Here is a 26,201-nt window from a genome sequence, read left to right on the forward strand (position 1 = left end):
AGCGGAAGGGCCACGATGCTTCCCTCCCGTTCCAGACTGTCGGTCGTGGTGTTCCTGGCCCCACCGCTCCTGCTGTTCTCGGCCGCGGTGCTGCTGCCGATCGTGCAGTCTCTGGTGCTCAGCTTCTTCACCTGGGACGGCATCAGCGACATGCGGTTCGCCGGGCTGTCGAACTACACGTACATGCTCGCGGAGGCGGACTTCTGGACCGCCGTCGGCAACCAGCTCGTCTATCTCGCCGTGTGCCTGGTGCTGCAGCTCGGCGGCGGTCTCCTCGTCGCCGGCCTGCTGATCTCGCTGACCCGGGGCCGTGAGCTGGTCAAGGTGTTGTACCTGCTGCCCGCGGTGATCTCGACAGTGGCGATCGCTCTGCTCTTCCAGCGGATCTACTCGCTGGACCCGGTCGGGCCGCTCAACGGGCTTCTGGACCTGGCCGGTCTCGACGGCCTGGAGCGACCCTGGCTCTCCGACGTGCACACCGTCCTCGCGGCGGTCTCGGCGCCCGAGGGCTGGCGGTTCGTCGGCCTGTACACGGTGATCATCTACGCGGCGCTGCTGGCCGTGCCCAAGGAACTGGAGGAGGCCGCACGCCTCGACGGCGCCAGCCCGTGGCAGGTCTTCACCCGGATCCGCTTCCCGTACATCCGGCCGGTGTGGACGACGACGTCCATCATGGCGGTCACCTACGCGATGCGCGGGTTCGACATCCCCTATCTGCTGACCAACGGCGGCCCCGGCCAGTCCTCCGAGCTGGTCACCACCTACATGTACAAGACCGCGTTCCTGAGCACGGATTACGGCTACGCGAGCGCCATGGCGGTGTTCATCGTGGTGGAGAGCCTGGTTGCTGTCGGCCTGATCCTGTTCCTCCTCCGGCGGAAGGCCGTCTGATGTCCCTGCTCGCCTCTGCCCGCCCCGCCGCCCGCCCCCTCAGCAAGGTCCCGGCCGCTCCCACGCGACGCAGGCCCTCTGTGTACCGGGTCCTGTCCCGGGTACTCGTCGCCCTGCTGGCCGTCGTCCAGGTCTACCCACTGTTGTGGCTGTTCCTCAGCAGCGTCCGCACCGAGAAGGACTTCGCCTCCTCAAGCCCCTTCGGGCTGCCGGGCTCCTTCACACTCGACAACTTCGCCCGGGCCTTCGACCACGCCGACCTCGGGCGGTACATCCTCAACAGTCTGATCGTCACGCTCGGCGCGGACGCACTGATCGTGGTGTGCGGGCTGACGGGCGCCTACGCGATCCAGGTACTCGGCTTCCGCTTCAGCAACGTGGTGCGCGGCCTGTTCCTGCTGGGCATCGTCGTCCCGGTGCAGATCGCCCTCGTGCCGCTGTTCATCGACTACACGAAGGTGGGCCTCCTGGACACCTATCCGTCGATGATGGTCCCCCTCGCCGGCTTCGGCCTGCCGATGTCGCTCTACCTCTTCTCCTCCTTCTTCGGGTACGTCCCGCGCGAGACCTACGAGGCGGCCTCCCTCGACGGCGCCGGCCCGTACCGCATCTTCGCCCGCATCACGCTGCCGCTGTCGGTCAACACGATCGTCACCGTGGTGATGGTCAACAGCATCTTCATCTGGAACGACTTCGTCTTCGCCAACACCTTCGTGCTGTCCGACAGCCTCAAGACCATTCCAGTGGGCCTGCAGAATTACATCGGAGCGATGGGAAAGACCGACTGGACCGCGACCTTCGCCGGTGTGTGCGTGACCGTGACGCCGCTGCTGCTGGTCTTCCTCGTACTCAACAAGGCGATGATCTACGGGCTTGAGAGCGGAGCGACCAAGGGATGAAGAGACAAGACGACAGTCACCGTGCCGTCACCATGCGGGACGTGGCCGAGGCCGCCGGCGTGTCGGTGTCGACCGTCTCGCATGTCGTCAACAACACGGGCGCCCGCATCGGCAAGGACGCGAGGGAACGGGTGCGCCGGGCGATCGAGACGCTCGGGTACCGCCCGAACGCCATGGCGAAGAACCTGGTGAAGGGCGGCTCACGCTTCCTGGGCCTGGTCGCGGACGCCATCGCGACCACGCCGTTCGCCGGGCAGATCATCCACGGTGCCCAGGAAGAGGCATGGAAGCACGGCTACGTCCTGCTCATCGCCAACACCGAGGGGAACGCGGCCGCCGAGGCGAGCGCGATCTCGATGATGCTGGAGCACAAGGTGCGCGGCATCCTCTACTCGACGTGGTACCACCGCGCGGTCGACCTGCCCGGCGGCCTCGCCGAGGCGAACACCGTACTCGTCAACTGCTACACGCCCGGTCACTCCGTACCGGCTGTCGTCCCCGACGAGAGAGCCGGCGGCCAGGACGCCACCGGGATGCTGCTCGCCGAGGGCCACCGGCGGATCGCCTTCCTCAACACCCGCACCCCCTCTCCCGCACGCGAGGGACGGCTGCGGGGATACCGCGAGGCCCTCAGCGCGGCCGGCCTGCCCTTCGACCCCGCGCTCGTCGTCGATGTCCAGCCCGATCAGGAGGGCGGACACAGCGCCGTCGAGGAGGTACTCGCCCAGCGAGCCACCGGCGTCTTCTGTCACAACGACCGGGTCGCCATGGGCCTGTACGACGGGCTGCGCGAGCGGGGACTGCGCGTTCCCGAGGATCTCTCCGTCGTCGGCTTCGACAACCAGGAGGTCATCGCGGCGCACCTGCGCCCTGCGCTGTCCACCGTCGCCCTTCCCCACGACGAACTCGGCCGACGCGGCGTCCGCGTCCTGCTGGGCCTCGACCAGCCTCAGAACGACGGCCCGACGGGCGTCAACTGCCCCCCTGTCCCGCGCCGTTCAGTCTCCACCGCGGCCGGCGCCTGAGCACCCCGTGTGCCAGGCCCCGGCCTGCCATGTCCGTCTCACCAGAAGGAGCCGCACCATGCCCCGCCTCACCCGACGCGCCGTGCTCCGCTCCGTGGGTGTGGCCGCCCTCGCGGCGGCCACCACGCGCATACCGCTCTCCTCGGCCGCGGCGGCGGACTCGCTGCGCGCCGTCTACCACCTGACGCCGCCCTCCGGGTGGCTCAGCGACCCCCAGCGGCCGGTGTACGCCGGTGGCGCCTACCACCTGTACTACCTGCACAGCGACAAGAACAACGCACCCGGCTGGTGGCAGCACGCGACGACGGCCGACAACGTCGCCTTCACCGACCGGGGCACGGCGATCCCGCTGAGCGAGGACATCCCCGTCTGGACCGGATCGGGCGTGGTCGACACCGGCAACACCGCCGGCTTCGGCGAGAACGCCCTGGTCGTGCTGGCCACCAGGCCCACCGACGGGGACCGCTACGAACAGGGTCAGTACCTCTACTACTCGACCGACGACGGCTACAGCTTCACCGCCTACGGCCCCGCCGTCATCGACAACCCCGACCACAACGACTGGTTCCGCGACCCGAAGATCCACTGGGACTCGGCACGCGGCGCGTGGATCGCCGTGATCGGCCGCCAACAGGCCATGTGGTTCTACACCTCACCCGACCTGATCCACTGGACGCACACCTCGGTCTTCACCTACACCACCCCCAATATCGGCGGCTTCGAGTGCCCCGACCTCTTCGAGATGACCGCGGACGACGGCAGCCGGCACTGGGTGCTGGGTGCCAGCACCCAGGGCGACTACAGCGGACTGCCCGACACCTACGCGTACTGGACCGGCTCCTGGGACGGCACGTCCTGGACCTCCGACAACCAGGACCCGCAGTGGCTCGACCGGGGCTGGGACTGGTACGCCGCCGTCTCCTGGCCGAACGAGGTGTCTCCGGACACCAGCCGCTACGCACTGGCCTGGATGAACAACTGGCAGTACGCCGCACGCGACGTGCCCACCGACGCCAGTGACGGATACAACGGGCAGATGTCAGTGGTCCGCGAACTGCGCCTGGCCCGGCAGCCGGAGGGCTGGTACACCCTGCTCTCCCAACCGGTGCCCGCCCTGCGGGACCGCGTCACCCGCACCGTCCGGATCGACGACGTCACCACCGACACCGCCGCCGAACTGCCGTATCGGGGAAGCTCCTACGATCTCGAACTCGACATCGGCTGGGACCAGGCCCAGAACGTCGGGATCTGTGTCGGCCGTTCGGCGGACGGCTCCAGGCACACCAACATCGGCGTGTACCAGGGCAAGGTCTACGTGGACCGGCGGCCCTCCGACCGGTCCGACTACTCCTTCGGCGCCCATGGCCAGAGCGAGGCTCCCCTGGACGCCGACGCCCGCTCCGTGCGTCTGCGCGTCCTCGTCGACCGGCAGAGCGTCGAAGTGTTCGTCAACGCCGGCCACACCGTCCTCTCCCACCAGGTCTACTTCACGTCGGGGGACACCGGCCTGTCCGTGTACGCCGACGGCGGCAGTGCCACCTTCTCGGACATCACCGTGCGCGAGATCGGCTGAAGCACGTGACCCACGAGAACACCACCACCGGCCGGTCCCCGGACATCCACTTCCCGCAGGCGCACCTGCGGCCGTCGCACCACTGGGTCAACGACCCCAACGGACTCGTCCACCACGACGGCCACTACCACGTGTACTTCCAGTACAACCCGTACGGCACCGAGCACGCCCACATGCACTGGGGCCACTACCGCAGCCCCGACCTGCTGCACTGGGAGCCGCTGCCCGTCGCGCTCGGGCCCGCACCGGACGGCGACGACGCGGACGGGGTGTGGTCGGGCAACGCCGTCGAAGCCGGTGAGGGCCTCGTCGCCTTCTATTCCGCCAGACGTGCGGACCGCTGGTGGCAGCCCGTCATGAGCGCGCACTCCCACGACGGCGGCCGTACCTTCCGCAAACAGGCCCGTCCGCTGATCCCGGTGGCGCCTTCCGGCACGACCATGTTCCGGGACCCGTACGTGTGGCGGGACGGAGATCGCTGGCGGATGCTCGTCGGCTCGGCGCTGCGGGACGGCCGGGCCGCCGCACAGCACTACGTCTCCGAGGACCTGGAACGCTGGGAGTACACCGGCGCCTTCCTCGCCCGGCCGCCCGAGCCCCTGACCGGCGGTGGGACCACGGAAGGTGGCTGGGAGTGCGTCCAGTACGCGCCACTCGACGGGCGGCGCGGGGCCCTGCTCCTCAGCGCCTGGAACCCGGAAGAGGGCGCGGCGCGCACCGCCGTGTACACCGGGCAGGACGAGGGGACCTCCTTCCTGGCCGGAGCACCTCAGCCTCTCGACCACGGCCCGGACTTCTACGCCCCCGCCGTCATGGCGGTCCCCGAGGGACCCTCGCGCACCCGGTGGCTGCTGTGGGCCTGGATCTGGGAGGCACGGGACGCGGAGCGGGTCGGTGCGTACAGCGCCTGGGCCGAGGAGGTGGGCTGGGCCGGGATGCTGACGGTGCCCCGCGAGATCGGCCTCGGCCCGGACGGACAGCTGACCCAGCGGCCCGCGCGCGAGACGGAGCTCCTGCGCGAGGAGAAGATCCTGGACGTGCGGACCACCGTGACGTCCGGCGAACCGCGCGACCTGGCACGTACCGGGCGCGCCTTCGATCTGACGGCCCGGCTGCATCGCACGGCGGCGGGAGCGGCGGCGGGAATCCGCCTGATCACCACCGAGGACGGCTCGGAGTACCTGGACATCGCCCTCGATCCGGACACGGGCGATCTCGTCGCCGACCGAAGCCGTGCCTCTCTGGACCCCCGGGCGCTGGGCGGCTCCTGGCGGGTCCCCGAGGCGGCAGGGCCTGGGGGGAGTGTGGGAGTGCGCGTGCTCGTGGACCACTCCGTCGCGGAGATCTTCCTCGACGACGGGCGGACCCTCACCCTCCGCTTCTACCCCACGGGCCCCGCCCCCTGGCGGCTCCAGGCCCGATCCGCCGCCGGCGCCGCACGTGTCGAACTGAGCGCCTGGCGCCTCGGCTGCCTGCGTGAGCGCCGCTCCCCCAAAGCCCCGCTCATCAGGAGGACCCCCGTATGAACACCGCTTCCCGCGTTGTCGTGATCGGCGAAAGCCTCGTCGACCTCGTATGGCACCCCGGTGCCGACCAGGTCCGGCCGGTTCCCGGCGGCAGCCCCGCCAACGTGGCCACGGGGCTGCGCCGCCTCGGCCGTCCCGTGATCCTCGTGACCTGCTGGGGCGACGATCCGCCGGGCGAACTGGTCGCGCGCTGGCTCAGCGGCACCGGACTCGACGTCGTCCGGGCACCCAGCGCCTCGGCACGGACAACGGTGGCGCTCGCGTACGTCGACGCGGTAAGCGGCTCCGCCACCTACGATTTCGTGCCCCACTGGGACCCCGTCGATCTGCCGACGGCCGACGGCGCCGCGCTCGTCCACACCGGTTCGCTGGCCGCCGTCCTCGCACCGGGCGCCGACAGCGTGCTGGAGGTGTGCGAGCGCCTGCACGGCCGCCCGGGTTGTGCCGTCTCAGCGGACCTCAACGTCCGCCCCGCCGTCCAGCCGGACCGCGCCCTCTACCGGGCCGCCGTCGAACGGCTGGCCACCGTCACCGACGTCGTCAAGGCCAGCGACGAGGACCTGCGCTGGCTCTGGCCCGACCGCGACCCGGGCCGCTCCGCCCGCGCCCTGCTCGCTCTCGGTCCCCGGCTGGTCGTTCTGACCCGGGGAGCCAAGGGCGCCAGCGCCTACACCGGAGCCGAGGGCACCGAGGTGTCGGTGGCCGCTCCACCGGTACAGGTCGTGGACACCATAGGGGCGGGCGACGCCTTCCAGTCGGCCCTGCTCGACGGCCTCCTCGTGGCGGAACCGGGCGTCGGCGTGTCCGTGCGACTACCGGACACACCGCAGGCACTGCGCGAACTACTCGTACGCTCGGTGGTCGCGGGCGCGCTCGCCACGACCCGTCCCGGCGCACAACCACCGCACGCGAAGGAACTCATGGCCGCACTGGAGAATCCCGCCGGCCGGTAGCGACGGAGTGCTCGTGGAGCGCCGGCGGGAACCCGGCTCTCCGGGGCCCCGCCTGTCCTGCCTCCCGCCCCGGCCCCGCTCGCCGTGCCGAGCGGGGCCCGTCGAGCGGGGCCGGGGCGGCTTTCGCGACGCCGCCCCTGCGGGCGGCGTCACGGGGTGAGGGCTGTGCGTTCGCCCTCGACGGGATGCTCCGCCACGGCGAACGCGACCGGGTCACCGACGCGCTTGATGCCTTTGCGCCGGGGCCGGTTGAACGCCCAGTTGAGGCTGAAGGCGACCAGGGTCGCGCTCGTGACCGGGGAGCCGAGGGCGATCTCGACGCCGTCGGGCAGCCTCGAGTAGATGCCGGGGGCCACCTCGGGTGCCAGGCCGGCGCCGATCGCCACCGCGACGATCAGCAGGTTGTCCGTACCCTCGAACTCCACCTTGCGCAGGGTGCCGATGCCCACGGCCGCCACGGTCGCGAACATCACCAGACCGGTCGCGCCCACCACCGGTCCGGGCAGCCCCGCGACCAGCGCCCCCATCTTGGGCACCGCCCCGAGCGCGACCAGGATGGTGCCGGCGACGGTCGCCACATGACGGCTGCGCACGCCGGTCATGGACACCAGACCCACGTTCTGGGCGAAGACGGTGTCGACGAAGGCGTTCATCACCCCGCCCAGCACCCCCGAGAGGCCGTCCGCGGCCAGTCCACGCGCCAGGTCCTTGTCCGTCAGTTCCCGGCCGGTGAGTTCGGCCACCGCAATGAGGTCGGCGGTGGACTCGGCGAAGAGCACCAGCATCACGACGCACATGGAGACGACGGCTACCGGCGGGAACCGGGGCGCACCGAAGTGGAACGGTGCGCTCATCCCGATCCAGTCCGCCGCGCCGATGCCCGCGAAGTCCACCCACCCCAGCGGTACGGCCACGGCGGTGCCCGCGAGGAGTCCCAGCAGGACCCCGGTCTGGGCGAGGAACCCACGTCCGAACCGTGCCACCAGGAGGATCACGAGGACGACGAACGCGGCGACCGCCAGCCGGGACGGCGCCGCGTAGTCGGACGCCCGCGGGTCGTCGCCGACGACGAGACCGACACCGACCCCGATCAGCGAGAGGCCGACCACGGTGATCACGATGCCGCTGACCAGGGGTGGGAAGAAACGCACCGATCTGGCGAACGGCCGGGCGACGAGGATGCCGAAGACCCCCGCGGCGAGCATGGAGCCGTACACCGCCTGGATCCCGTACTCCCCGGCGATGAGGATCATCGGGGTGACGGCCGTGAACGCCGCTCCGGCCATGACGGGCATGCGGACGCCGAGCAACCGCCCGACGCCCGCGCCCTGCACGATCGTGACGAGGCCGGCGACCAGCAGGTCGGCGTTGATGAGCAGAGCGACGGCCGACTCGTCGAGTCCCGCGGCCGCTCCGAACACCAGTGGCACGGTGACGCATCCCGTGTACATCACCAGCACGTGCTGGACTCCCAGCACCGCGAGCCGCCCGGACGGGGCCCGCATGTTCACCGACTTCCTCACGGTGGCCCTCCTATCGCGCGAAGTTGGCGGCGATGCGCTGCTGGATGTAGTCGTGCGCGGTGATCGGCCGGTAGCGGCCGTCCGGGTCCGCGATGACCACGTCACGGTCTGCCTGGGCGAAGAAGGCGATGCTGTAGCGGGCGCCTCGGTCCTCGTCCGGGCCGGGCGACTTCACGCGGTGGAAGTTGGAGGGCAGCCGGTCGCCGCTCCAGCGCATGAGCATGTCCCCGATGTTGCAGGTGATCACCTCGGACGAGGGCACGACGGGGGTCCACTCGCCGGTCTCCGCCTCCTTGCCGGGGCACACTTGCAGGCCGCCCTGCCCGTCCCGTTGGAACAGGAGTGTGAGGCAGTCGAAGTCGGTGTGGGCACCGGCCCGCCAGACGTCGGTGCTCACTTCGGCGTCCCCGGGGGTCGCGAAGTAGTGCAGCATGCGCAGGGTGGACTGGTAGGCCTCGCTCGCCGGGTCGTGGGCGCGGTCGAAGAAGCCGCTGTCGAGGCCGAGCCGGTCGGCGAAGCAGGACAGCACCCGCAGGGCGACCGTCCGGCACTCCGCCTCGAAGGCAAGGGTCCGGTCGCGGAAGCCGGACAGTTCCTCTTCGGGCCACAACCCGTCCATGTGCGGCCGGGTCACCTGGTACGACTCTTTCTGATCGGGTGTCCCGACGGACGGCCTGACCTGGGTCATCGACTCCCAGCCTGCGTTCAGCCCTTTCTTCAGGGGGTGTTGCGCCTTGGTCTCGTGGGGCAGGGCGAAGAATGCCTCGGCATCGGCGAACGCCCGGTCCACCACGCTCTGTTCGATGCCGTGGTGGACGAGCTGGAAGAAGCCGATGTCGGTGGCGGCCGCCCACAGCTCCTCGGTGATCTCGGCCTTGCGGTTCTCGAAGTCGGAGAGGTCGACGCGTCGGATCTCGCGGTCGGTGGTCTCCGTACCGGCCCCGCCCATACGGGTTTCCCTGTCGAGTTCGGCGAGGGTGTACGTCGTGTCGGTCATCGCGGCAGCTGCTCCCGGTTCCATGGGGTATCGGGTCAGGACGCAGTCACCGCCCCTGCAGTCCCCACCGCGGAGGCGTGGAGCTCCGCGGGCACGGTCGCCGAGGGCCCGTTGCGGGCCCCGCGCTCCGTGGGCTGGCATGTGAACCATGCGCGATGCGGACACTCTGCCGCCGCCGTGTTTCGCGCGAGAGCCGGGACATTAAGCGGGCGTAACAACAGCACCGGGCCCGGCCGCCGGAGTGCCGCGCACCGGCTCTCGTGGTGTGCTCGGTCCATGGCGAAGAAAAAAGAGGTCCGGGCCCCGCGCAAGGGTGAGCACGTCGAGTGGAAGTCGCACGGCGGCACCGCCGAGGGCACGGTCGAGAAGAAGATCACCCGCTCGACGGAGGCGGCCGGCCGGCACGTGAAGGCCTCCGAGGAGGACCCGCAGTACGAGGTGCGCAGCGAGAAGTCCGGCGGCAAGGCGGTGCACCGGCCGGAGTCGCTGCGCAAGAAGGGCAAGCGCACATGAGGGTGTCGGGGCGGAAGGGGCCGGAGCGTCCGTGGCGTCCTTGACGGTGAGCCGTTCGGGCCCCGTTCCGCCCGGGCGCGCGTGGGAGCGGTACGCCCGCCCGGACCAGTGGTCCGGGTGGGCGCCGCACATCACCCGGGTGGAGACCGACGCGGACCGGATCGCTCCGGGAGCGCACGGCCGGGTCTGGTCCTGGTGCCGGGTGCGGGTGCGGTTCGAGGTGGACGAGGTCGACGAGGCGCACGGCGTGTGGACGTGGCGGGCCCGCCTGGGACCACTGCCGCTGTTCATGCGCCACGAGGTCGCCCCCGACGGCCGGGGCGGCACCCGCACCCGCCTCACCCTGCACGGCCCGCTCCCCGTGATCGCCGCGTACCGGCCCCTCGCCTCCCTCGCGCTGGGCCGGCTCGTCACGCGGGACTGAGTGAACGGCCGGGGGCTGTCCGCTCAGGTCGTTCAGCGTTGTCCCCTGCGGTCGCGGTGGGTCAGGCGGTCCTGGAGGTGGGACAGTGCGCCGGAGCGCCGGTCGCGCAGGGCACAGCGCGCGGCGTTGGCTCCGGGGGCGCCGTGCACCCCGCCGCCCGGATGGGCGGAGGCGGAGGCGAGGTAGAGCCCGGGGACGGGGGTCTCGGGGCGGCCGGTGCCGGGGGTGGGGCGGAAGAAGAGCTGCTGGTGCATGGCCGCCGTGCCACCGTTGATGGCGCCGCCGCGGAGGTTGGCGTCCAGGTTCTCCAGCGTCGGCGGGGCCAGGATCCGGCGGGCTCTGACCAGGGCGCGGAAGCCGGGGGCGTACCGCTCGACCTGCGCCTCCACACGGTCCGCCATCACCTGCTGCTCCCGGGCGTCCCAGCTGCCGGTCAGCCCTTCGTCTCCCGCGTCGCCCCGCACCCGGTGCGGTACGTGCGTGTAGGCCCAGGCCGATTCGGTGCCCAGGGGTGAGCGGCCGGGGTCGGTGGTGGTCATCTGGCCGAAGAGGGCGAAGGGCTCGTCGGGGACACGGCCCATGGCGATCTGCGCGGCGAAGCGGGTGAGGCCGTCGACGCCCTCGGCGAGGTGGACGGTTCCCGCCCGCGCGGCTTCCGGGCAGGACCAGGGGACGGGACCGTTCAGAGCCCAGTCGACCTTGAAGGTGGCGAAGTCCCACTGGAAGCGCTTCAGATCGGCGAGCAGCCGTCCGGGGAGGTGGTGCTCGGCCACGAGGGAGCCGTAGAGGTCGCTCGCGGACACGTCGGCCAGTACCGCCCTGCGGGCCGGCACCTCCTCGCCGCCCGCGGTACGGACGCCGACGGCCCGGCCGCCCCGGACGAGGACCTCGGTGACCCGTTCCCCGCAGCGCACCGTTCCGCCGCGCCGCGCCAGCCGGCGGACGAGAGCGGCGGTGAGCGCCCCGGAGCCGCCGGCGGGGACGGGGAATCCGTAGGTCTGGCCGAGCATGGACATGAGCCAGCCGAAGCCGCCGCTGCCCGCCGCCTCCGGCGCGAGGTCCGCGTGCAGGGCGTTGCCCGCGAGCAGCAGTCTGCCGCCCTCGCCGCGGAACTCCTCCTCGCCCAGCCGCCGGACCGGCAGCACCATCGTCCTGGCCAGGCGCAGCCCGCCCGCCGCGCGCAGCCGCAGGGCCAGCCGGGCCACGGCGCGGACCGGCGGAAACGGGGTGAACAGGGCGTCGACGATGCCGGGCCGCAGCGTCTCCCACACCGTGCGCAGCTCCTCCCACGCGGCCCCGTCCCCGGGGGCGAAGGTGTCGAGGTTCGCGGCCGTCTCCTGCGGGTCGCGGCTGAGGACCGCGCAGCGCCCGTCCCGCAGCGGATGGGCGAGTACCTTCGGGGCGTGGCTCCAGCGCAGCCCCTCCCGCTCCAGGTGCAGGCCGGCCAGGACCGGGGAGGCCGCCGCGAGGGGGTAGAAGGTGCTGAAGAGGTCGCTGACGAACTCGGGGTCGACGCCCCGGTCGTGCCGGACCGCTCCCCCGGGCTGGTCCTGGGCCTCCAGGACCTCCACCGACCAGCCGGCGTCGGCCAGGAGGTTCGCGGCCACCAGCCCGTTGGGGCCCGCCCCGATCACAATCGCGTCCGGCATGGATCACTCCCGGCTCGGTGGGTGGCGCGGCCCGCGTCCCGGGTCCCGGAGCGCCCGGATCGACCGTGACCGGACGGCGCGCGTCCCGCTCCCGCGTCTCGGTACGGTCAGGTGTGCCCGGGGCGAGGGCGCGGTCGTCCCGGAGTGGTGCGGGCCGGGGCCTCGTCCTGTTCGCACAGCCGGGCGAGGCGGCGCAGCATCGCGCGGTGCCGCACCTGCTGCGCGGCCTCCAGGACACCGTTGTGCAGGACGCCGCCGGCCCCGCGGAGCGGGTGCTCGTCGAGGACGACCAGCGTGTCCTCGCCCCAGGGCCGCAGTTCCAGCGCGATTCTCGCCGTCCCCAGGGGCCCGCTCTTCGCCTCCAGTTCGAGGACGCGGGGCGGCTCGCTACGGCGTACGACGGTCTGGTTGTGCAGCGTGAGCGGCCCGATCCTGATCTCGTAGCGCACTTCCGCGTCCAGCTCGGGCCAGCGCCCCTCGTCGGGCTCGACCTGGGCGGTTCCGACCACCCAGTCCCCGTACCGTTCCACGTCGGACAGGACCGCCCAGACGTCCTCGGGAGGCTTCCTGATCAACCGGTGCCGTACGGCCATGGGGTTCCTCCACCGTCCGATTGCCGCTTTGTCCTCGCCGCGCGTTCCCACGCTAGGCCCGGGGGCCCGCTCCCGCGCGGGGACGGCGGCCGTCCCGGTGCCGGCGGCCGTCCCCGCGAGGCCGTCTGCCCTGGCCGCGGGCATCCTGGGAACGGCCGGGGCCGGCCCGTCGCGTCGTGTGGAGGTGCCATGTCTGTTGCGAGTCCGCTGGACGGCCGTACGGCGGTGGTGACCGGGGCCGCTCGTGGCCTGGGTGCCGAGATGGCGGGGGCGCTGGTGCGGCGCGGCGCCCGGGTGGCGCTGCTGGGGCTGGAGGCCGGGGAGCTGGCGAGGACGGCTGCCACGTTGCCCGAGGGGTCCGCGCACTGGTGGGCGGTGGACGTCAGTGACGCCGAGGCGATGGCGCGGACGGCGGCGCTCGTACGGTCCCGCTTCGGCTCTCCCTCGGTGGTGGTCGGCAACGCGGGCATCGCGGAGACCGGCCCGTTCATGGGCTCCGATCCGGGCGAGTGGCGAAGGGTCGTCGAGGTGAACGTGGTGGGCAGCGCGGTGACGGCACGGGTCTTCCTGCCCGATCTGCTGCGCACCGGGGGCTACTACCTCCAGGTGTCCTCCCTCGCGGCGCTCGCTCCGGCCCCCCTCATGAGCGCCTACTGCACCTCGAAGGCGGGGGCCGAGACGTTCGCGCAGGTGTTGCGTACCGAGGTGGCGCACCGGGGTGTGGGGGTGGGGGTGGCCTATCTGAGCTGGGCGGACACGGAGATGATCCGGGCGGGCGACACCACCCGTGCGCTGCGTGCGCTGCGCTCCGCGCTGCCGTGGCCCGCCTCGCGGACCTACCCGGCCCCGCTGGTCGCGGAGCGACTGGTGCGCGGGATCGAACGCCGTGCCGCCACGGTCGACGCCCAGCAGTGGGTGCGCGGGGTCCGGCTCGTGCGGACCTGGCTGCCGCCACTGGTCACCCTCCGCTCCCGGTGGCTGATGCGCCGCCTGGAGCGGGAGGGAGGGGTCGCGGCGAGCGGCCCCCTGGGCAGGGGCGGGGAGGCGGCGGCGGGCGGGCCCGACGCCGGCCCCGCAGGCCGCAGCCCCGCTCGCGAAGGGGGCGGCGGGGCCCCCGACTGACCGGCGGCGTACGGGCGTTCGGCTCCGGACCGGCTGCCGCGCCGCTCCGCTACGCCTCGTCCGGGCCGGTCGCGCGGCCCAGTTCCTCGGACATGACCTGTGCCGACCGCAGCAGTTCCCGCGAGAGACCGGCCAGTTCCTCCTCGGTGGTGCCACGCGTCGGCATGACGAGGGTGACGACCAGGGGCAGCGACTGCCCGGCGGTGAACACCGGGGCGGCCAGCGAGGTGACGCCGGGGATGACCCCGCCGACGGTGCCGGCCACTCCGTCGCGCAGGACGCCGGCCCGGATCTTCCCGACGCGTTCGCGGGTGGCCGCGTCCAGGCGGTCGACTTCGAGCTGGACGCGCAGGACCGGCTCGGTGAGCTGATCCGGCAGATGGGCCAGGAACGCGCGCCCCATCGCGCTGTTGAGCAGGGGCATGGTGGCTCCGACCCGCACCGTGATGGGCAGGGTGTGGGCCCCGTACTCCCAGCGGACGACGACGGGCCCGTGGTCCCCCCACACCGCGAGGTTGACCGCGTGCGAGGTGCGGTCGCGCAGTACGGGCAGGTGCTCGCTCACCAGCGCGACCTCGTCCATCCTGCGCAGCGACTCGACCCCGAGCCGCCGCATGGCCGGCCCCATGTCGTACCGCCCCGAGCTGGGCGAGCGGGCGACGAGGCCGACCCGGGCGAGGCTGACGAGGTAGCGGTGGGCCTTGCTCGGCTGCATCCCGCTGGCCGCGGCGATCTGCGTCAGGCTCATCGGGCCCCGCGCCTCCTCCAGGGCCACCAGCACCGTCATCGCCAGTTCGACGGACTGGATGCCCTGCCGTGCGGGCGGCGCTTCGTTGTTCTCCGGTGCGGAGGGGGGCTGTGGGGTCACGGGGGCGATCATAGTGACTCGTCGGCAAAGGGGGCGGGGGCCGTTCGGGAACTCGGCGGCGGGTGGTTCAGACGTCGGGTGGTTCAGGCGTCGGTCCCACCGGCCGTTGGCGCGAAGTCCGCGCCGAGCGTCCGCAGCAGTTCCTCGGCGAGCGGAACTGCCGCGCCGGGGTCACCGGCGGCGCCGAACACGTGGAAGTCGGGGCGCACCACGACGGCCGAGCAGTTCAGTTCGGCGAACCAGTCGCGGTAGGTGCCGTCGGCGTCCCGCACGAGGGTCGCGCCGGGGTGCGCGGCGGCCCGTTCGCCGGGGACGACGACCCGGACCCCGGCGCGGGCGAGGTGGTCGAGCAGTCCGGCGCCCTCCAGCGCGTCCAGCGACCTGCGCTCGGCGAGCAGGTGGAAGCCGCCGCCCACCACCTGGTCCAGACGGTCGCGGCGTGCTCCGTCGTCCACCACACCCTGCACGGACAACTGCCCGCGCGCCGGGTGCGGTTGCCGCGCCAGCATGCCCGCTCGCAGGCTCGGGAAGCGCATCCGCTCGGGCTCCTGCGCGCTCGCCCGCCGGGCGAGCATCGTCCGGTCGCGCTCGGCGGCGCGCTCGGGGTCCCTGAGCGTCTGCAGGTGGCCCAGCTCGATGCCCTTCTCGATCACCGCGCGCACATGCGGCTCACGCTCCGTCTGGTAGGTGTCGAGGAGCCCGTCCGGTGCGGCCCCGCGCAGCACGAGGTCCAGTTTGAACGCGAGGTTCTGCGCGTCGCGGAAGCCGGAGCACATGCCCTGTCCGAGGAAGGGCGGCATCTGGTGCGCGGCGTCCCCGGCGAGCAGCACGCGGCCGCGCCGCCAGTCCTCGGCCACGAGCGAGCGGAAGGTGTACGTCGCGACCCTGATCAGGTCCGCGTCCGCGGGGTCGAGCCGGGGGGCGACGCGCTTCCACACCCGCTCCGGAGCGCGCTCGGTCGCGAAGTCCTCGACCGAGTCGAGCATGAAGCTGAAGCGGTGGTGCCCGGGCCCGAGGGAGATGATCGAGGTGGGGCCCTGCGGATCACCGAGTTGCAGGGCCCGGGGGACGTCCGAGGGGCGGCGGAAGCGGAAGTCGCACACCATCCACGGTTCGGAGAAGCCGTAGTCCTCCAGGCCGACGCCGAGCGCCGAGCGCACGAAGCTGTTGCCGCCGTCGCAGGCCACGACCCAGCGCGCGGTGACGTTCTGCCGCCCGTCGGGTCCGTCCACGGTGAGGCCGACGCCCGTCCCGGTCTGCTCCACCGCGACCACGGGGCTGGAGTGGCGCACCTCCACCTGCGGAAGGGAGCGGCAGACCCGGTCCAGCGCCTCTTCCAGATCCGGCTGGTACATCATGTACCACTCGGCCCAGCCGCTGCGTCCCAGGTCCTCGAAGCGCTGTTCCATCAGCAGGTCGCCGGTGCCGTTGCGCCATTCGTACGTGGGCTGCACGCGCACCTTCGGCAGCAGTTCCCCGGCCACGCCGAGCCGGGCCAGCGTACGCATCGTCTCGTCGTCGAAGCTCGCCGCGCGCGGCAGGTTGTACAGGCCCGCGTAGCGCTCCAGCACCACGACGCGGTGGCCGGCCCGCCCGAGCAGGGCGGCCGTGACCATGCCGACGGGTCCGTAGCCCACCACGGCCACGTCCACCGTCGTGCTGTTCGCTTCGGGGCGGCCCTGGCCCACGCCTTCCGCACCCGCCATCGGGGCACCTCCGTTTTCTCGGACAGCTTCCAGAGGGTTGACACCGGTGGAAGCTACGTTTGACCATCCATGAAGTCAATGCATATTCGTGAAACGAACAGGAGCGCCGGGATGCGGACCATCGGCCTGGAGGAACACTTCGTCACACCGGAGCTGGTGGGCTACGGGGCGGGATCGGCCTCGATCGCTCAGCCGGAGAGGTGGCGCGAGGCGTCCCGGCGGCTGCTCGACCTCACCGGGGAGCGGCTGACGGAGATGGACGCGGCGGGACTGGACGTACAGGTGCTGTCCCTCAACTCCCCCGGTATCCAGGCCGAGCCGGACGCCGCGACCGCCGTCTCGCAGGCCGCGGCGGTGAACGACCTGCTCGCCGGGGTGATCGCCGACCACCCCGGCCGGTTCGCCGGCTTCGCCGCGCTGCCCCTGCAGGACCCGCGGGCGGCGGCGAAGGAGCTGGAGCGCGCCGTCACCGAACTGGGCATGCGCGGAGCCCTGGTGAACGCCCACACCCAGGGCCGCTACCTGGACGACCCGGAGCTGCGTGTGGTGTGGGAACGCGCCGAAGGGCTCGGCGTGCCCCTCTACCTGCACCCGGCCAACGGGGTCGGCACGCCCCACGTGATGGAGGGGCACCCCGAACTCATCGGGCCGATGTGGAGCTGGGGGACGGAGACCGCCTCGCACGTCCTGCGCCTGGTGTTCGGTGGTGTCTTCGACGACTTCCCCGAGGCGAAGCTGCTGCTCGGCCACATGGGCGAGGGGCTGCCCTACGTCCTGTGGCGGCTGGACTCGCGCTGGGGTTTCCACAACCACCACGGCGTCGAACTCGCCCGGGAGAACCCCTCGGACTACCTGCGCCACAACCTCTACATCACGACCAGCGGAGTGTGCTCGGCGCCTCCCCTGCTGTGCGCGCTGCTGGCGCTCGGCTCCGAGCACATCCTCTTCGGCACCGACTACCCCTTCGAGGACATGGCGGCGGCCACCGAGTTCCTGCGCACCGCTCCGGTCAGCGAGGCCGACCGCGCCAAGATCGCCCACCTCAACGCGGAGCAGTTGCTCGGCCTGTAGGACGCGGCCCCGCATATCCGCTCCCCCTTCTCCCTCATTTCCGCGCTTTCGACAGGAGTTGCCGACATGGCCGAAGGAAACACCGCACGGCACTGGATCGCCGGCGAGTGGGTCGGTTCGTCCCGTACGTCCGACAGCGTCGATCCGGCGACCGGCGAGGTGATCGGCGCCTACGCGGAGGCCGATGCCGCGCTCGGACAGGCCGCGATCGACGCGGCCGCCGCGGCTTTCGCCGAGCCGGCCTGGCGCCTGGACCCCATGCTGCGGGCCACCGCGCTGAGCCACCTCGCCGACGCGTACGACGCGCGCATGGACGAGGTCGTGGCCACCCTGTGCCAGGAGAACGGCAAGCTCGGGCCCGAGGCCGGTTTCGAGGCGCACTTCATCGTCCGCGCGCTGCGTTTCGCGGCGGGGCTGGCCCTGCATCCGCACGGCCGGGTCACCGACACCCAGCCGGGACGTCAGTCCATGTCGATCCGGCAGCCGGTCGGGGTCGCCGGTCTCGTGGTGCCGTGGAACTCCCCCGCCTACCTGTGCGTCCGTGCGCTGGCCCCGGCCCTGGCGGCGGGGTGCACGGCCGTGGTGAAGATGCCCGGCCAGGCCGCGCGGACCGCCGCGCTCATGAGCGAGATCCTGGCCTCGGTGCCCGAGCTGCCCAGGGGAGCGGTGAACGTCGTCATCGAATCCGGCTCCGAGGTGGCGCAGCTGCTGGTCGAGTCGCCGCGGGTACCGGTGATCAGCTTCACCGGCAGCACGAGGACCGGCCGGCTCGTGGCGCAGGGGGCCGCGGCCCACTTCAAGCGGGTGGGCCTGGAACTGGGCGGGAAGACCCCGCACCTCGTCTTCGCCGACGCGGACCTCGACCGGGCGCTGGCCACGGTCGTCCAGTCGTGCACGGTGTTCGCCGGGCAGTTCTGCATGACGGGAAGCCGTGTCCTCGTGCAGCGGGCCATAGCCGACGAGTTCACCGAGGCACTGGCCGGGCGGCTCGCCGCTGTACGTCCCGGTCCGGCCTCCGACCCGGCCAGTGAGATCGGGCCGCTGATCGACAAGGCCTCGGTCGCCCGGGTCGACGCGGCGGTGGAGGCGGCGATCGCGGCCGGCGCCAAGCCGCTGGTGCGCGGTGGGCCGAGCACCCGTCCCGAGCTGGCGGGCGGCGCCTTCTACCACCCGACCCTCCTCGCGGTGACCGACTCCGCGCTCCCGATCGTGCAGGAGGAGACCTTCGGGCCGGTGCAGACGGTGCAGGTGTTCGAGGACGAGGCGGAGGCGGTCGCCCTCGCCAACGCCACCGAGTACGGGCTCAGCGCCTGTGTCTGGAGCCGTGACGCGGACCGGCCGGTGCGCCTGGCGCGGCAGCTCGACGCGGGCCTCATCTCCGTCAACAGCTGGGCCAACCTCACCGTCGAGTTCGAGGAGGGCGGGTTCAAGTCCAGCGGGGTCGGCCGGCTCGGCGGGCTCGCCTCCGTGGAGGACTTCCTGGAGTACAAGCAGATCACCCAGGACTACGCGCCGTCGGGCGGGTGACCCCGTCGAGCGGCCCCGATCGGGCCGCCGCCACCGGGCACCCCCGCGCGAAGAGAAGCCGCACGAACGACAAACCGCACCACCAGAAAGCCGCACCACCAGAAGCCGCACCACCAGGAAGAGGAGCACCTCTTGTCCTCACAGCAGTCCACGCACAGCGGCCGGATCGCGGTGGTCACCGGCGCGGCAGGGGGCTTCGGGCACGCGATCTGCCGTGAACTCGCCCTGCGGGGCGCCGACATCATCGCCGTCGACCTGAAGCCGGCCGAGCACACCGTCGCGGCCGTCGAGGAGGCCGGGCGCCGCGCCCTCATGCTGCGGGCCGACATCTCCGACCCCGAGCAGGTCGAGGCCCTCGCCCCGAGCCTGCTGGACTTCGGCGGGGGCGTCGACATCCTCGTGAACAACGCGGGGGTCTTCCCCTTCAAGGACGTCTTCGAGCTGGACTTCGCCCAGTGGAAGCGGACTCAGGAGATCAACATCGACTCGCAGTTCCTCATGGCGAAGGCGGTCATGTCCTCGATGCGGGACCGCGGTTGGGGGCGCATCGTCAATCTGGCCTCCAACTCCCTGGGCCTGGCCGTCCCCGGCATGGTCCACTACATGGCCAGCAAGGGGGCCGTCGTCGGCTTCACCCGGGCGCTGGCCAGCGATCTGGCGCCGTACGGCATCACCGTCAACGCGATCTCCCCGAGCGCCTCCCGTACTCCCGGGGGCGAGCGGTTCATCGGGGAGGACATGCTGCGCACGGTCGCCGGGATGCAGGCGATCAAGCGGGTCGGCACGGCGGCCGACATCGTCGGGCTGGCCTCCTTCCTGACCAGTGAGGACTGCGCCTTCGTGACCGGCCAGACCGTCGTGGCCGACGGCGGCCTGGTCCGGCACTGATCCCGCGGCCTCCGGCCTCGGGAGTCGTCAACCACGCAGCCGGGAGCCGCGACGCGGCCCCCGGCACTCACCCGGCCAGGAGGCCAGATGGGCGAGCAGCCCGATTCCGTTGTCCGTGTCCCCGAGGAGTGCGCCGGGCAGGTCCCCGAGGTGTCGGCCGAAAGGAGGCGACTGCCGCGCCATGTCCAGGTGCTCGTCGCCGGGGGCGGCCCGGTGGGCCTCTCCGCCGCCGTCGAACTGGGCCTGCGCGGTGTCGGCTGCCTGGTCGTGGAGCCGCGGCCGACCGTCTCCCGGGCCCGTCCGCGGTGCAAGACGCTCAACGTGCGCACCATGGAGCATCTCCGTCGCTGGGGCCTGGCCGACCGCCTGCGTGAACGCGCCCCGATTCCGGTGTCCTGGTCGCAGGACGTCGTGTTCTGCACGTCGCTGAGCGGGCGGGAGCTGTCGCGCTTCACCGGTGTCCTCGGGCTCACCCCGGAGGGCGACCGTTTCGCGGAGACCGGCCAGCAGGCGCCGCAGTACGTCCTGGAGGAGGTGCTGCGCGAGGCGGTGTCGGGACTCGACGCGTGCGAGCTGCTGCTCGGCTCGCGCGTCGTCGCCGTGCGGCAGGACGGCGACCTCGTGACCGCCACCGTCGAGCACGGCGGCGGGGAGCGGGAGGTGGTCACCGCCGACTACCTGATCGGCTGCGACGGCCCCCGCAGCCTCGTCCGGGAGCAGATCGGTTCCCGCTACCTGGGCGAGCAGGCCCTGCGCCCCAACTTCGGCATGGTCTTCGAGAGTCCCGGTCTGTGGGAGCACGTACGGCACGGCCCGGCGGTCCAGTACTGGATCATCAATCCCTCCGCCCCGGCGCTCGTCGGCCCGCTGGACCGGAAGGACACGTGGTGGGCGATCGCCTTCGGGGTCGACCGGGAGAGCGGGGAACGCGAGGCGCGTCGCCTGATAGAAGGCGTCGCGGGCCGTCCGGTGAATGCCGAGGTGCTGTCCACCGACCCGTGGACGGCCCGGATGCAGCTGGTGGACCGCATGCGGCACGGCCGGGTGTTCCTCGCTGGTGACGCCGCTCACCTCAACCCTCCCTTCGGTGGCCACGGCCTCAACACGGGGATCGGGGACGCCGTGGACCTCGGCTGGAAACTCGCCTCCGTGCTGGCCGGCTGGGGCGGCCCCCACCTCCTGGACAGTTACGAGAGCGAGCGGCGCCCCGTGCAGGAGCAGGTCATCCGCGAGGCCACGGCCAACATGCGGGTGCTGTCGACCGAGTTGCTCGCGGACAACCTCGACGCGGCCGACACGGCCGGGGTCCGGGCGCGCGAGGCGGCGGCCGCGCGCATCCAGGACACCAAGAAGGCGGAGTTCCACTCACTCGACCTGGTCCTCGGCCTGCGCATCACCACGTCCCCGGTCATCCCCCCGGCCCCGGAAGAGCCGGGGCGCGCCGCGCTCACCGGTGCCCGCCTGCCGCACGGCTTCCTCCGGGACGGCCGTTCGGTGTACGACGTGCTCGGTGCCGACCTGACGCTGCTCGTACTGCGCCCGGGTGCGCGGGAACGGGCCATCGAGGAGGCGGCACGGGCGCGCGGCGTACCGCTCACCGTGCGGGACCTGTCGCGGGCGGCTCCCGAGGAGTACGTCCGGCTGCTGGGCGCCCGCCTGCTGCTGGTCCGCCCGGACCAGGTCGTCGGCTGGCTCGGCGACGAGGCGCCCGACGACACCTGCGCCCTGATGGACACCGTGCGGGGCTTCGCGCCGCCGCACCTCGGCACGGCCTGAGCATGACCCCTCGTAAACCGCATCGACGTGCACGCCCACTACCTCTGGCGGGTCGTACGCCGGTGGCGGGCGGTCGAGCAGCGTCGCCCCGCCCCGCCCCGATCACACCGTGTCGGCCGGCAGTGACTGGTGGTGTCACGTAGGGCGACACGGTCCGAACCCTTGACGCGCACCACACCCCGGCCCCACCCGGTCGCCCACCGGCGCACGCCTTCCGCACTCGCGCGAGGGACACCCGCATGGAAGAGAGGCACCCCACGATGTGCATTCCCGAATCGAACCGACGCAGCTTCCTCAGGACGGCCGCAGGAGCCGGCCTCGCCGTCGCAGGTCTTCAGACGGTCGTCACGCCCGGCACCGCACTGGCCCAGGAGCACACCACCGAACTCGCCGAGCGAGTGGCGCTGACCAATGTCCGGGTATTCGACGGCTCCGCGCTGACGGCTCCGCGCACCGTGGTCATCAGCCAGGGGCTGATCGGCATCACCGCACTCGGCGCGCAGAAGATCGATTGCGCCGGGGCCGTACTGCTGCCGGGGCTGATCGACGCCCACCTGCACCTCCAGGACCTGGACACCCTGCGGCAGCTGACCGGTGCGGGCGTCACGACCGGCCTGGACATGGCCTCCTTCCCGCCTTCCGTCGTCGACGCCCTGCGCCGGCGCCCCGGACTGACCGACATCCGCAGCGCGTGCACCCCGGCCGTGGCGCCCGGCAGTCCCCAGAGCCAGATTCCGGCCTTCCCCGCCGACGGGGTGGTGACGGGGCCCCAACAGGCCCAGGCGTTCGTCCGGGCGAGGATCGCCGAGGGCGCGGACTACATCAAGATCATCGTGGACGAACCAGGGCTGGCACCGGACACGATCGCGGCGATCACGAAGGCCGCGCACACCTTCGGCAAGCGCGTGATGGCCCATGCGACGACCGTCGCCACCGTCGAACGCGCGCTCACGGCGGGCGTCGACACGATCCACCACGTTCCCCTGGACAGCGCTCTGTCCGCCCGGACCGCGGCCCGCTACGCCAGTGGCGGCCGCGTCTGCGTACCGACCCTGACGATGATGGAGGGCTTCGCGCGGTTAGGCATCCCCGGCATGGACTACGCGGCGGCGGAGGGCAGCGTCGCCGCGCTGCACCGTGCGGGGGTGCCCGTCCTGGCGGGAACCGACGCCAACCGCACTGCGGGGATACCGGTGCAGCCCGCGTACGGCAGCAGCCTGCACCACGAACTGGAGTTGCTGGTCGACGCGGGACTCACCCCGCGGGAGGCGCTGCGCTCCGCGACCAGTCTGCCGGCCGCGTCCTTCGGGCTGCGGGACCGCGGCGCCGTCCTGCCCGGATACCGCGCCGACCTGGTTCTGATCGACGGCGACCCGCTCACCGACATCACCGCGACGCGCCGCGTCCTGCGCGTGTGGGCGGGCGGCGTCGGTTTCACCCCTGCCTCCTGAGGCGCGCACCGACGCCGCGCGCGGACCGGCGGCGGGCGGGTGCCCGCCGCCGGTCCGTCCGGCCTCCCGCCACTCCGGACCCCGGCGTGGAAGGCGGAGAGCTCCCGGGGCGGTCGCCCCGAGTTCCCCGTGGTTGAGCGAGCGTCCGTCGCGGGCCGGGTCCCGGGCGAGTGCCGCGCCCCGGGCCGGCAGCCGCCGAGGCCCACCGGCGAGGACGCCCGTGGTCTCGCCGGGACGCAGGGGTGAGGCCGGCGTGCTCGTAGACGGCGTCCAGGGCGTCCAGGGACCGGACAGTACGGGGCCGCCGTCTGCTCCCGCCGGCCGCGGCCGCTCCCCTGACGTCACGCGAGAACGATCCCGGTCGCCCCTGCGAGGTCCGCACCGCTCCCGGCGGCAATCGCCTCCGCCCGGCCGGCTCCCGCACCCGTCGTAGTCGTCCCGTCCTCCTCATCGCGTGACGCGCCCCCGGATCAACGGATCCGCACCCGGGAACTCCCGCTCAGGCGCGCCGGTTCGTCCCGCATGAGGACCGCGGACCGGTCCGGTTCGGGGTCTCGGCGAAGCCGTCCCCCTCGGAGAGCCGTTCCCACGCGAAGGGAACGGTGACCGCTTCGGCACGGGAACCACGTGGAGCGTGGTCACCACCTGATGGAGCTGCCGCACCGCGCGGGCGCCGGAGCCGACCCGCCGTGGCTGACGAAGCCGGCCGCCTCGTCCGCCCCCTCCTGGCACGGACGTCCCGCGCGTGCTTCAGCACGGCGTCGCTGCCGTTATTGTTCCTCGGCCTTGAGAACGTCGTACGCGCGGGCGGTGGCGGCGGACCACGCGAGCGGAAGCGGGCCCGGCGCAGGTGGGCCGGTACGGCCGACGACGACGCGTGGACACGAACGTCCGGCGCCCGACGTGCTCCCTTCCTCGAACGGCGGCCCGGGTCGGCCACGGCCGATCCGCAAAGAGCCGGGCCCAAGAACGACGCAGGTGCTATCACTTATTGCATGCGTCCGCGGAATCACCGCCTTGCCCGTCGGTGAACGTCGTCGGCGCTACCCTTGGCGACAGTCCGAGCGCGAAAGCAGGAGCATCGATGAAGCCCCCCGTCCAGCCGATCGAGGCCCGTTCCGTCCCGGATCTGGTCACCACCGAGTTGCGGCGCTCGATCGTCTCGGGGGACCTCGCTCCCGGTGAGACCTTCTCCCTGCGGAAGATCGCCACCATGCTCGACGTCAGCTTCATCCCCGTCCGCGAAGCGCTGCGCAACCTGGAGGCGGAAGGGCTGGTGATCACCCGGCCGGGGCGCAGCGCGTGCGTCGCCCCGTTGTACCTGGAGGATCTGCAGAGCATCTACCGGCTCCGTCGCAGCCTCGAACCCGAACTCGCGGCGCGCGCCTGCACCTTGATCTCGGACGCGGAGCTGAGCCGGCTGCAGGCCATGGCGGAGGACTTCGGGGACGAGCGGCACACCATCCAGACGGTGTACGACGCGCACCACGAGTTCCACGCCGCGCTGCTCGCGCCGGCCGCGACGGTGTGGGACATGCGAGTCCTCAACTCACTGTGGCGCGCGGCCGAACGCTACATCCGGATCGGGTTCGGCAAGATCGACCCCGACCCGGAGACCAGTCCGCACCGACGGCACGTGCACGAGAACCTGGTCGACACCTTCCGGCGGCGTGACCCCGAAGCCGCCGCCCGGACGCTGCTGGACCATCTCGACCGGAACGAGAAGACGGCGCTGCGCGCGCTCGCCGCCGACCCGCACGTCGTGACGGAGCCGGGAGAGGCCGCACCTCCCGCCTAGTGCCGCGCCCCTCGGAGCCGCCGGGCGCCGTGCCGTAGCTCTCGCGGCACACCGTCGGCCGGACGCCCGCGTGCCGTGCGGGACCTCGCAGTCGCGCCAGATCCGTTGCAGCGGGTCGGCCGTGGCGAAGCTTCCGGAGCCGTCCACGTGGAGCAGCATGTCGATCGCTGCACGACGTGCCCGAGCGCCCGCCTGACGGCGGCCCGGGGCGGCGGGTTTCGAGGAGATCCCCCCAGGGGCCCGTCCGCCCGTGCTCGCGCGGTTCGCTCACGGACGGCGCGATGTCGACGGCCCTGACGCTCTCGCCTCGCCCGGCTGGGCACTCGGCGGACTGCGTCCGGTCCGGGCGGCGGCCGCTGTGGTCGGCATCGTGAGGACCTCCGGACGATGTCAGCCGGGTGCCGCCGGGGAGCCCGGCGGCCGGATCCGGCCTTGGCCCTGTGCGGAGCCCCGGGCTCAGTAGGCCACGGTGAAGCGCCGGCGGTGGTGTGCCGGACGCTCGATCTCGTCCACCAGGGCCGTGGCGAAGTCCGGCCCGGAGATGGCCTCCTCCCCCTTCTCGTCGGTCAGGACGACGTCATCGCCCACGCGGTACTTCCCGGTGGCCTCCCCGGGCGCCCAGTGCCCGAAGCTCCGGGGCGGGCTCAGTACGAACCAGTCCAGGCCCGGCTCGCTGTCGCGCAGGACCTGCAGCACCCCGTCGCTCGCCCGCGAGAAGCCCCGAAACCGCTCGGGGAACTCCGGCGTCTCGTACACCTTCGGCCCGTCCTCGGCGAGCAGCAGGGTGCCGGCGCCGCCGATTACCCCGAGCCGGGCGCCCACGCCGCGGGCGAGGTCGGCGATCTGCGCGTTCAGCTCCACGAAGTCATCCGCGAGCACGCCGCTCGGTGCCAGTGCGACGACGACCACCTCGGCGTCCCGCACCGCGCGTTCGAGGTCGGCCCGGACGAGCGCGGAGCCCGTGACGGTCTCGACTCCGGCGACTTCCTCGCCCGGCGCGTTGCGGCTGAAGGAAACGACGTGGTGCCCTCGCGAAGCAGCCTCGCGGACGACGGCTCCACCGGCGTAACCAGTGCCGCCGAGGACGGTGATGCGGGTCATGTGTACTCCCACAGAAGTGCGTCGGGACCCTTTCCCGGCGCGGGCTGTCCGGCGGCGACGCTGCACGTCACCGCCTGCTCGGGGGAGATGTTACGAGTGCTTCCTGAGCGAGTTGCGCGTAGGCCGCCCGCACCGCGGGGACCAGGGTTCCGGCGCGTTCGCGGCCGGCCTGCTCGGCGCGGAGTCGAGGATGGCCCCACCGCGGCGGTCGGTGGGCACCTCGGCGGTGCGGGCGGTGATCAGCACGTGGCAGTGGGGGAACATCGGCCTCCACGGCCTCGTCGAGCCGCACTGCTCCCGCCGGGGCCGCCCCGGCGGCTGGAGGGG

At 72.4% G+C, this 26,201-nt stretch carries 22 protein-coding genes; 15 read left to right on the forward strand and 7 right to left on the reverse strand.

Annotated features, from left to right (window positions below):
• Nucleotides 1-15 precede the first annotated feature (15 nt).
• Genes AB0J21_RS20205 through AB0J21_RS20230 form a run of 6 tightly spaced genes read left to right on the forward strand, consistent with a single transcriptional unit; the run spans nucleotide 16 to nucleotide 6,867 of the window.
• Nucleotides 16-891 carry a sugar ABC transporter permease gene (locus AB0J21_RS20205; protein ID WP_363147388.1) on the forward strand — a complete coding sequence of 292 codons (876 nt, stop codon included), beginning with the start codon at nucleotides 16-18 and terminating at the stop codon, nucleotides 889-891.
• On the forward strand, nucleotides 891-1,790 hold the full coding sequence (locus AB0J21_RS20210; RefSeq protein ID WP_363147389.1) for a carbohydrate ABC transporter permease: 900 nt from the start codon (nucleotides 891-893) through the stop codon (nucleotides 1,788-1,790). The genes AB0J21_RS20205 and AB0J21_RS20210 overlap by 1 nt, the downstream gene beginning before the upstream one ends.
• On the forward strand, nucleotides 1,787-2,815 hold the full coding sequence (locus tag AB0J21_RS20215; RefSeq protein ID WP_363147390.1) for a LacI family DNA-binding transcriptional regulator: 1,029 nt from the start codon (nucleotides 1,787-1,789) through the stop codon (nucleotides 2,813-2,815). Before AB0J21_RS20210 ends, AB0J21_RS20215 begins: the two co-directional genes overlap by 4 nt.
• 58 nt (nucleotides 2,816-2,873) lie before the next feature.
• Nucleotides 2,874-4,388 (forward strand): glycoside hydrolase family 32 protein, encoded by a 1,515-nt coding sequence (locus AB0J21_RS20220; protein ID WP_363147391.1) that lies wholly within the window; start codon nucleotides 2,874-2,876, stop codon nucleotides 4,386-4,388.
• A gap of 5 nt (nucleotides 4,389-4,393) precedes the next feature.
• Nucleotides 4,394-5,914, forward strand: a complete 1,521-nt coding sequence (locus AB0J21_RS20225) for a glycoside hydrolase family 32 protein (RefSeq protein WP_363147392.1) — start codon at nucleotides 4,394-4,396, stop codon at nucleotides 5,912-5,914.
• A complete protein-coding gene (locus AB0J21_RS20230; protein WP_363147393.1) occupies nucleotides 5,911-6,867 on the forward strand; it encodes a carbohydrate kinase in 957 nt (318 codons plus the stop codon). Before AB0J21_RS20225 ends, AB0J21_RS20230 begins: the two co-directional genes overlap by 4 nt.
• A 149-nt stretch (nucleotides 6,868-7,016) precedes the next feature.
• Here the strand turns inward: AB0J21_RS20230 and AB0J21_RS20235 are convergent, their stop codons facing one another.
• Nucleotides 7,017-8,390, reverse strand: coding sequence for a nucleobase:cation symporter-2 family protein (locus AB0J21_RS20235; protein WP_363147394.1), 1,374 nt, complete (start codon nucleotides 8,388-8,390; stop codon nucleotides 7,017-7,019).
• Nucleotides 8,391-8,400: 10 nt separating this feature from the next.
• Nucleotides 8,401-9,387, reverse strand: coding sequence for a 2-oxoglutarate and iron-dependent oxygenase domain-containing protein (locus tag AB0J21_RS20240; protein ID WP_363147395.1), 987 nt, complete (start codon nucleotides 9,385-9,387; stop codon nucleotides 8,401-8,403).
• Between the two features lie 276 nt (nucleotides 9,388-9,663).
• Here AB0J21_RS20240 and AB0J21_RS20245 point away from each other — a divergent pair, with 276 nt between their 5' ends.
• Both AB0J21_RS20245 and AB0J21_RS20250 read left to right on the forward strand, forming a co-directional pair.
• Nucleotides 9,664-9,900, forward strand: coding sequence for a DUF2945 domain-containing protein (locus AB0J21_RS20245; protein ID WP_363147396.1), 237 nt, complete (start codon nucleotides 9,664-9,666; stop codon nucleotides 9,898-9,900).
• 31 nt (nucleotides 9,901-9,931) lie between these two features.
• Entirely contained in the window at nucleotides 9,932-10,324 is a 393-nt protein-coding gene (locus AB0J21_RS20250; protein ID WP_363147397.1) for an SRPBCC family protein, read from the forward strand.
• Between the two features lie 32 nt (nucleotides 10,325-10,356).
• Here AB0J21_RS20250 and AB0J21_RS20255 read toward each other — a convergent pair whose 3' ends face one another.
• Nucleotides 10,357-11,973: an NAD(P)/FAD-dependent oxidoreductase gene (locus AB0J21_RS20255; protein ID WP_363147398.1), complete on the reverse strand. Its 1,617-nt coding sequence runs from the start codon at nucleotides 11,971-11,973 to the stop codon at nucleotides 10,357-10,359.
• Nucleotides 11,974-12,080: 107 nt separating this feature from the next.
• Complete coding sequence (locus AB0J21_RS20260; protein ID WP_363147399.1) at nucleotides 12,081-12,566, reverse strand: SRPBCC family protein; 486 nt, start codon at nucleotides 12,564-12,566, stop codon at nucleotides 12,081-12,083.
• Between the two features lie 189 nt (nucleotides 12,567-12,755).
• Here AB0J21_RS20260 and AB0J21_RS20265 point away from each other — a divergent pair, with 189 nt between their 5' ends.
• The gene (locus AB0J21_RS20265; RefSeq protein ID WP_363147400.1) at nucleotides 12,756-13,688 is read left to right on the forward strand and encodes an SDR family oxidoreductase; all 933 of its coding nucleotides are present in this window, start codon (nucleotides 12,756-12,758) and stop codon (nucleotides 13,686-13,688) included.
• Between the two features lie 49 nt (nucleotides 13,689-13,737).
• Here the strand turns inward: AB0J21_RS20265 and AB0J21_RS20270 are convergent, their stop codons facing one another.
• Together AB0J21_RS20270 and AB0J21_RS20275 are read right to left on the reverse strand one after the other, a co-directional pair.
• Nucleotides 13,738-14,556 (reverse strand): IclR family transcriptional regulator, encoded by an 819-nt coding sequence (locus AB0J21_RS20270; RefSeq protein ID WP_363147401.1) that lies wholly within the window; start codon nucleotides 14,554-14,556, stop codon nucleotides 13,738-13,740.
• A gap of 83 nt (nucleotides 14,557-14,639) precedes the next feature.
• The gene (locus tag AB0J21_RS20275; RefSeq protein WP_363147402.1) at nucleotides 14,640-16,262 is read right to left on the reverse strand and encodes a bifunctional 3-(3-hydroxy-phenyl)propionate/3-hydroxycinnamic acid hydroxylase; all 1,623 of its coding nucleotides are present in this window, start codon (nucleotides 16,260-16,262) and stop codon (nucleotides 14,640-14,642) included.
• A 111-nt stretch (nucleotides 16,263-16,373) separates the two neighbouring features.
• Here AB0J21_RS20275 and AB0J21_RS20280 point away from each other — a divergent pair, with 111 nt between their 5' ends.
• The 6 genes from AB0J21_RS20280 (at nucleotide 16,374) to AB0J21_RS20305 (ending at nucleotide 24,773) form a co-directional block, all read left to right on the forward strand.
• Nucleotides 16,374-17,333, forward strand: coding sequence for an amidohydrolase family protein (locus tag AB0J21_RS20280; protein ID WP_363147403.1), 960 nt, complete (start codon nucleotides 16,374-16,376; stop codon nucleotides 17,331-17,333).
• A 66-nt stretch (nucleotides 17,334-17,399) separates the two neighbouring features.
• Nucleotides 17,400-18,860: an aldehyde dehydrogenase family protein gene (locus AB0J21_RS20285; protein ID WP_363147404.1), complete on the forward strand. Its 1,461-nt coding sequence runs from the start codon at nucleotides 17,400-17,402 to the stop codon at nucleotides 18,858-18,860.
• A 132-nt stretch (nucleotides 18,861-18,992) separates the two neighbouring features.
• Nucleotides 18,993-19,748: an SDR family oxidoreductase gene (locus AB0J21_RS20290; RefSeq protein WP_363147405.1), complete on the forward strand. Its 756-nt coding sequence runs from the start codon at nucleotides 18,993-18,995 to the stop codon at nucleotides 19,746-19,748.
• Nucleotides 19,749-19,835: 87 nt separating this feature from the next.
• Entirely contained in the window at nucleotides 19,836-21,524 is a 1,689-nt protein-coding gene (locus AB0J21_RS20295) for an FAD-dependent monooxygenase (RefSeq protein ID WP_363147406.1), read from the forward strand.
• Between the two features lie 239 nt (nucleotides 21,525-21,763).
• On the forward strand, nucleotides 21,764-22,975 hold the full coding sequence (locus AB0J21_RS20300; protein WP_363147407.1) for an amidohydrolase family protein: 1,212 nt from the start codon (nucleotides 21,764-21,766) through the stop codon (nucleotides 22,973-22,975).
• A gap of 1,084 nt (nucleotides 22,976-24,059) precedes the next feature.
• Nucleotides 24,060-24,773: a GntR family transcriptional regulator gene (locus tag AB0J21_RS20305; protein ID WP_363147408.1), complete on the forward strand. Its 714-nt coding sequence runs from the start codon at nucleotides 24,060-24,062 to the stop codon at nucleotides 24,771-24,773.
• A gap of 456 nt (nucleotides 24,774-25,229) precedes the next feature.
• Here the strand turns inward: AB0J21_RS20305 and AB0J21_RS20310 are convergent, their stop codons facing one another.
• Complete coding sequence (locus AB0J21_RS20310; RefSeq protein ID WP_363147409.1) at nucleotides 25,230-25,874, reverse strand: NAD(P)H-binding protein; 645 nt, start codon at nucleotides 25,872-25,874, stop codon at nucleotides 25,230-25,232.
• Between the last annotated feature and the right edge of the window lie 327 nt (nucleotides 25,875-26,201).

Origin of the sequence: Streptomyces sp. NPDC049954 (genome assembly GCF_040656295.1) — a bacterium.
Lineage (GTDB): Bacteria > Actinomycetota > Actinomycetes > Streptomycetales > Streptomycetaceae > Streptomyces.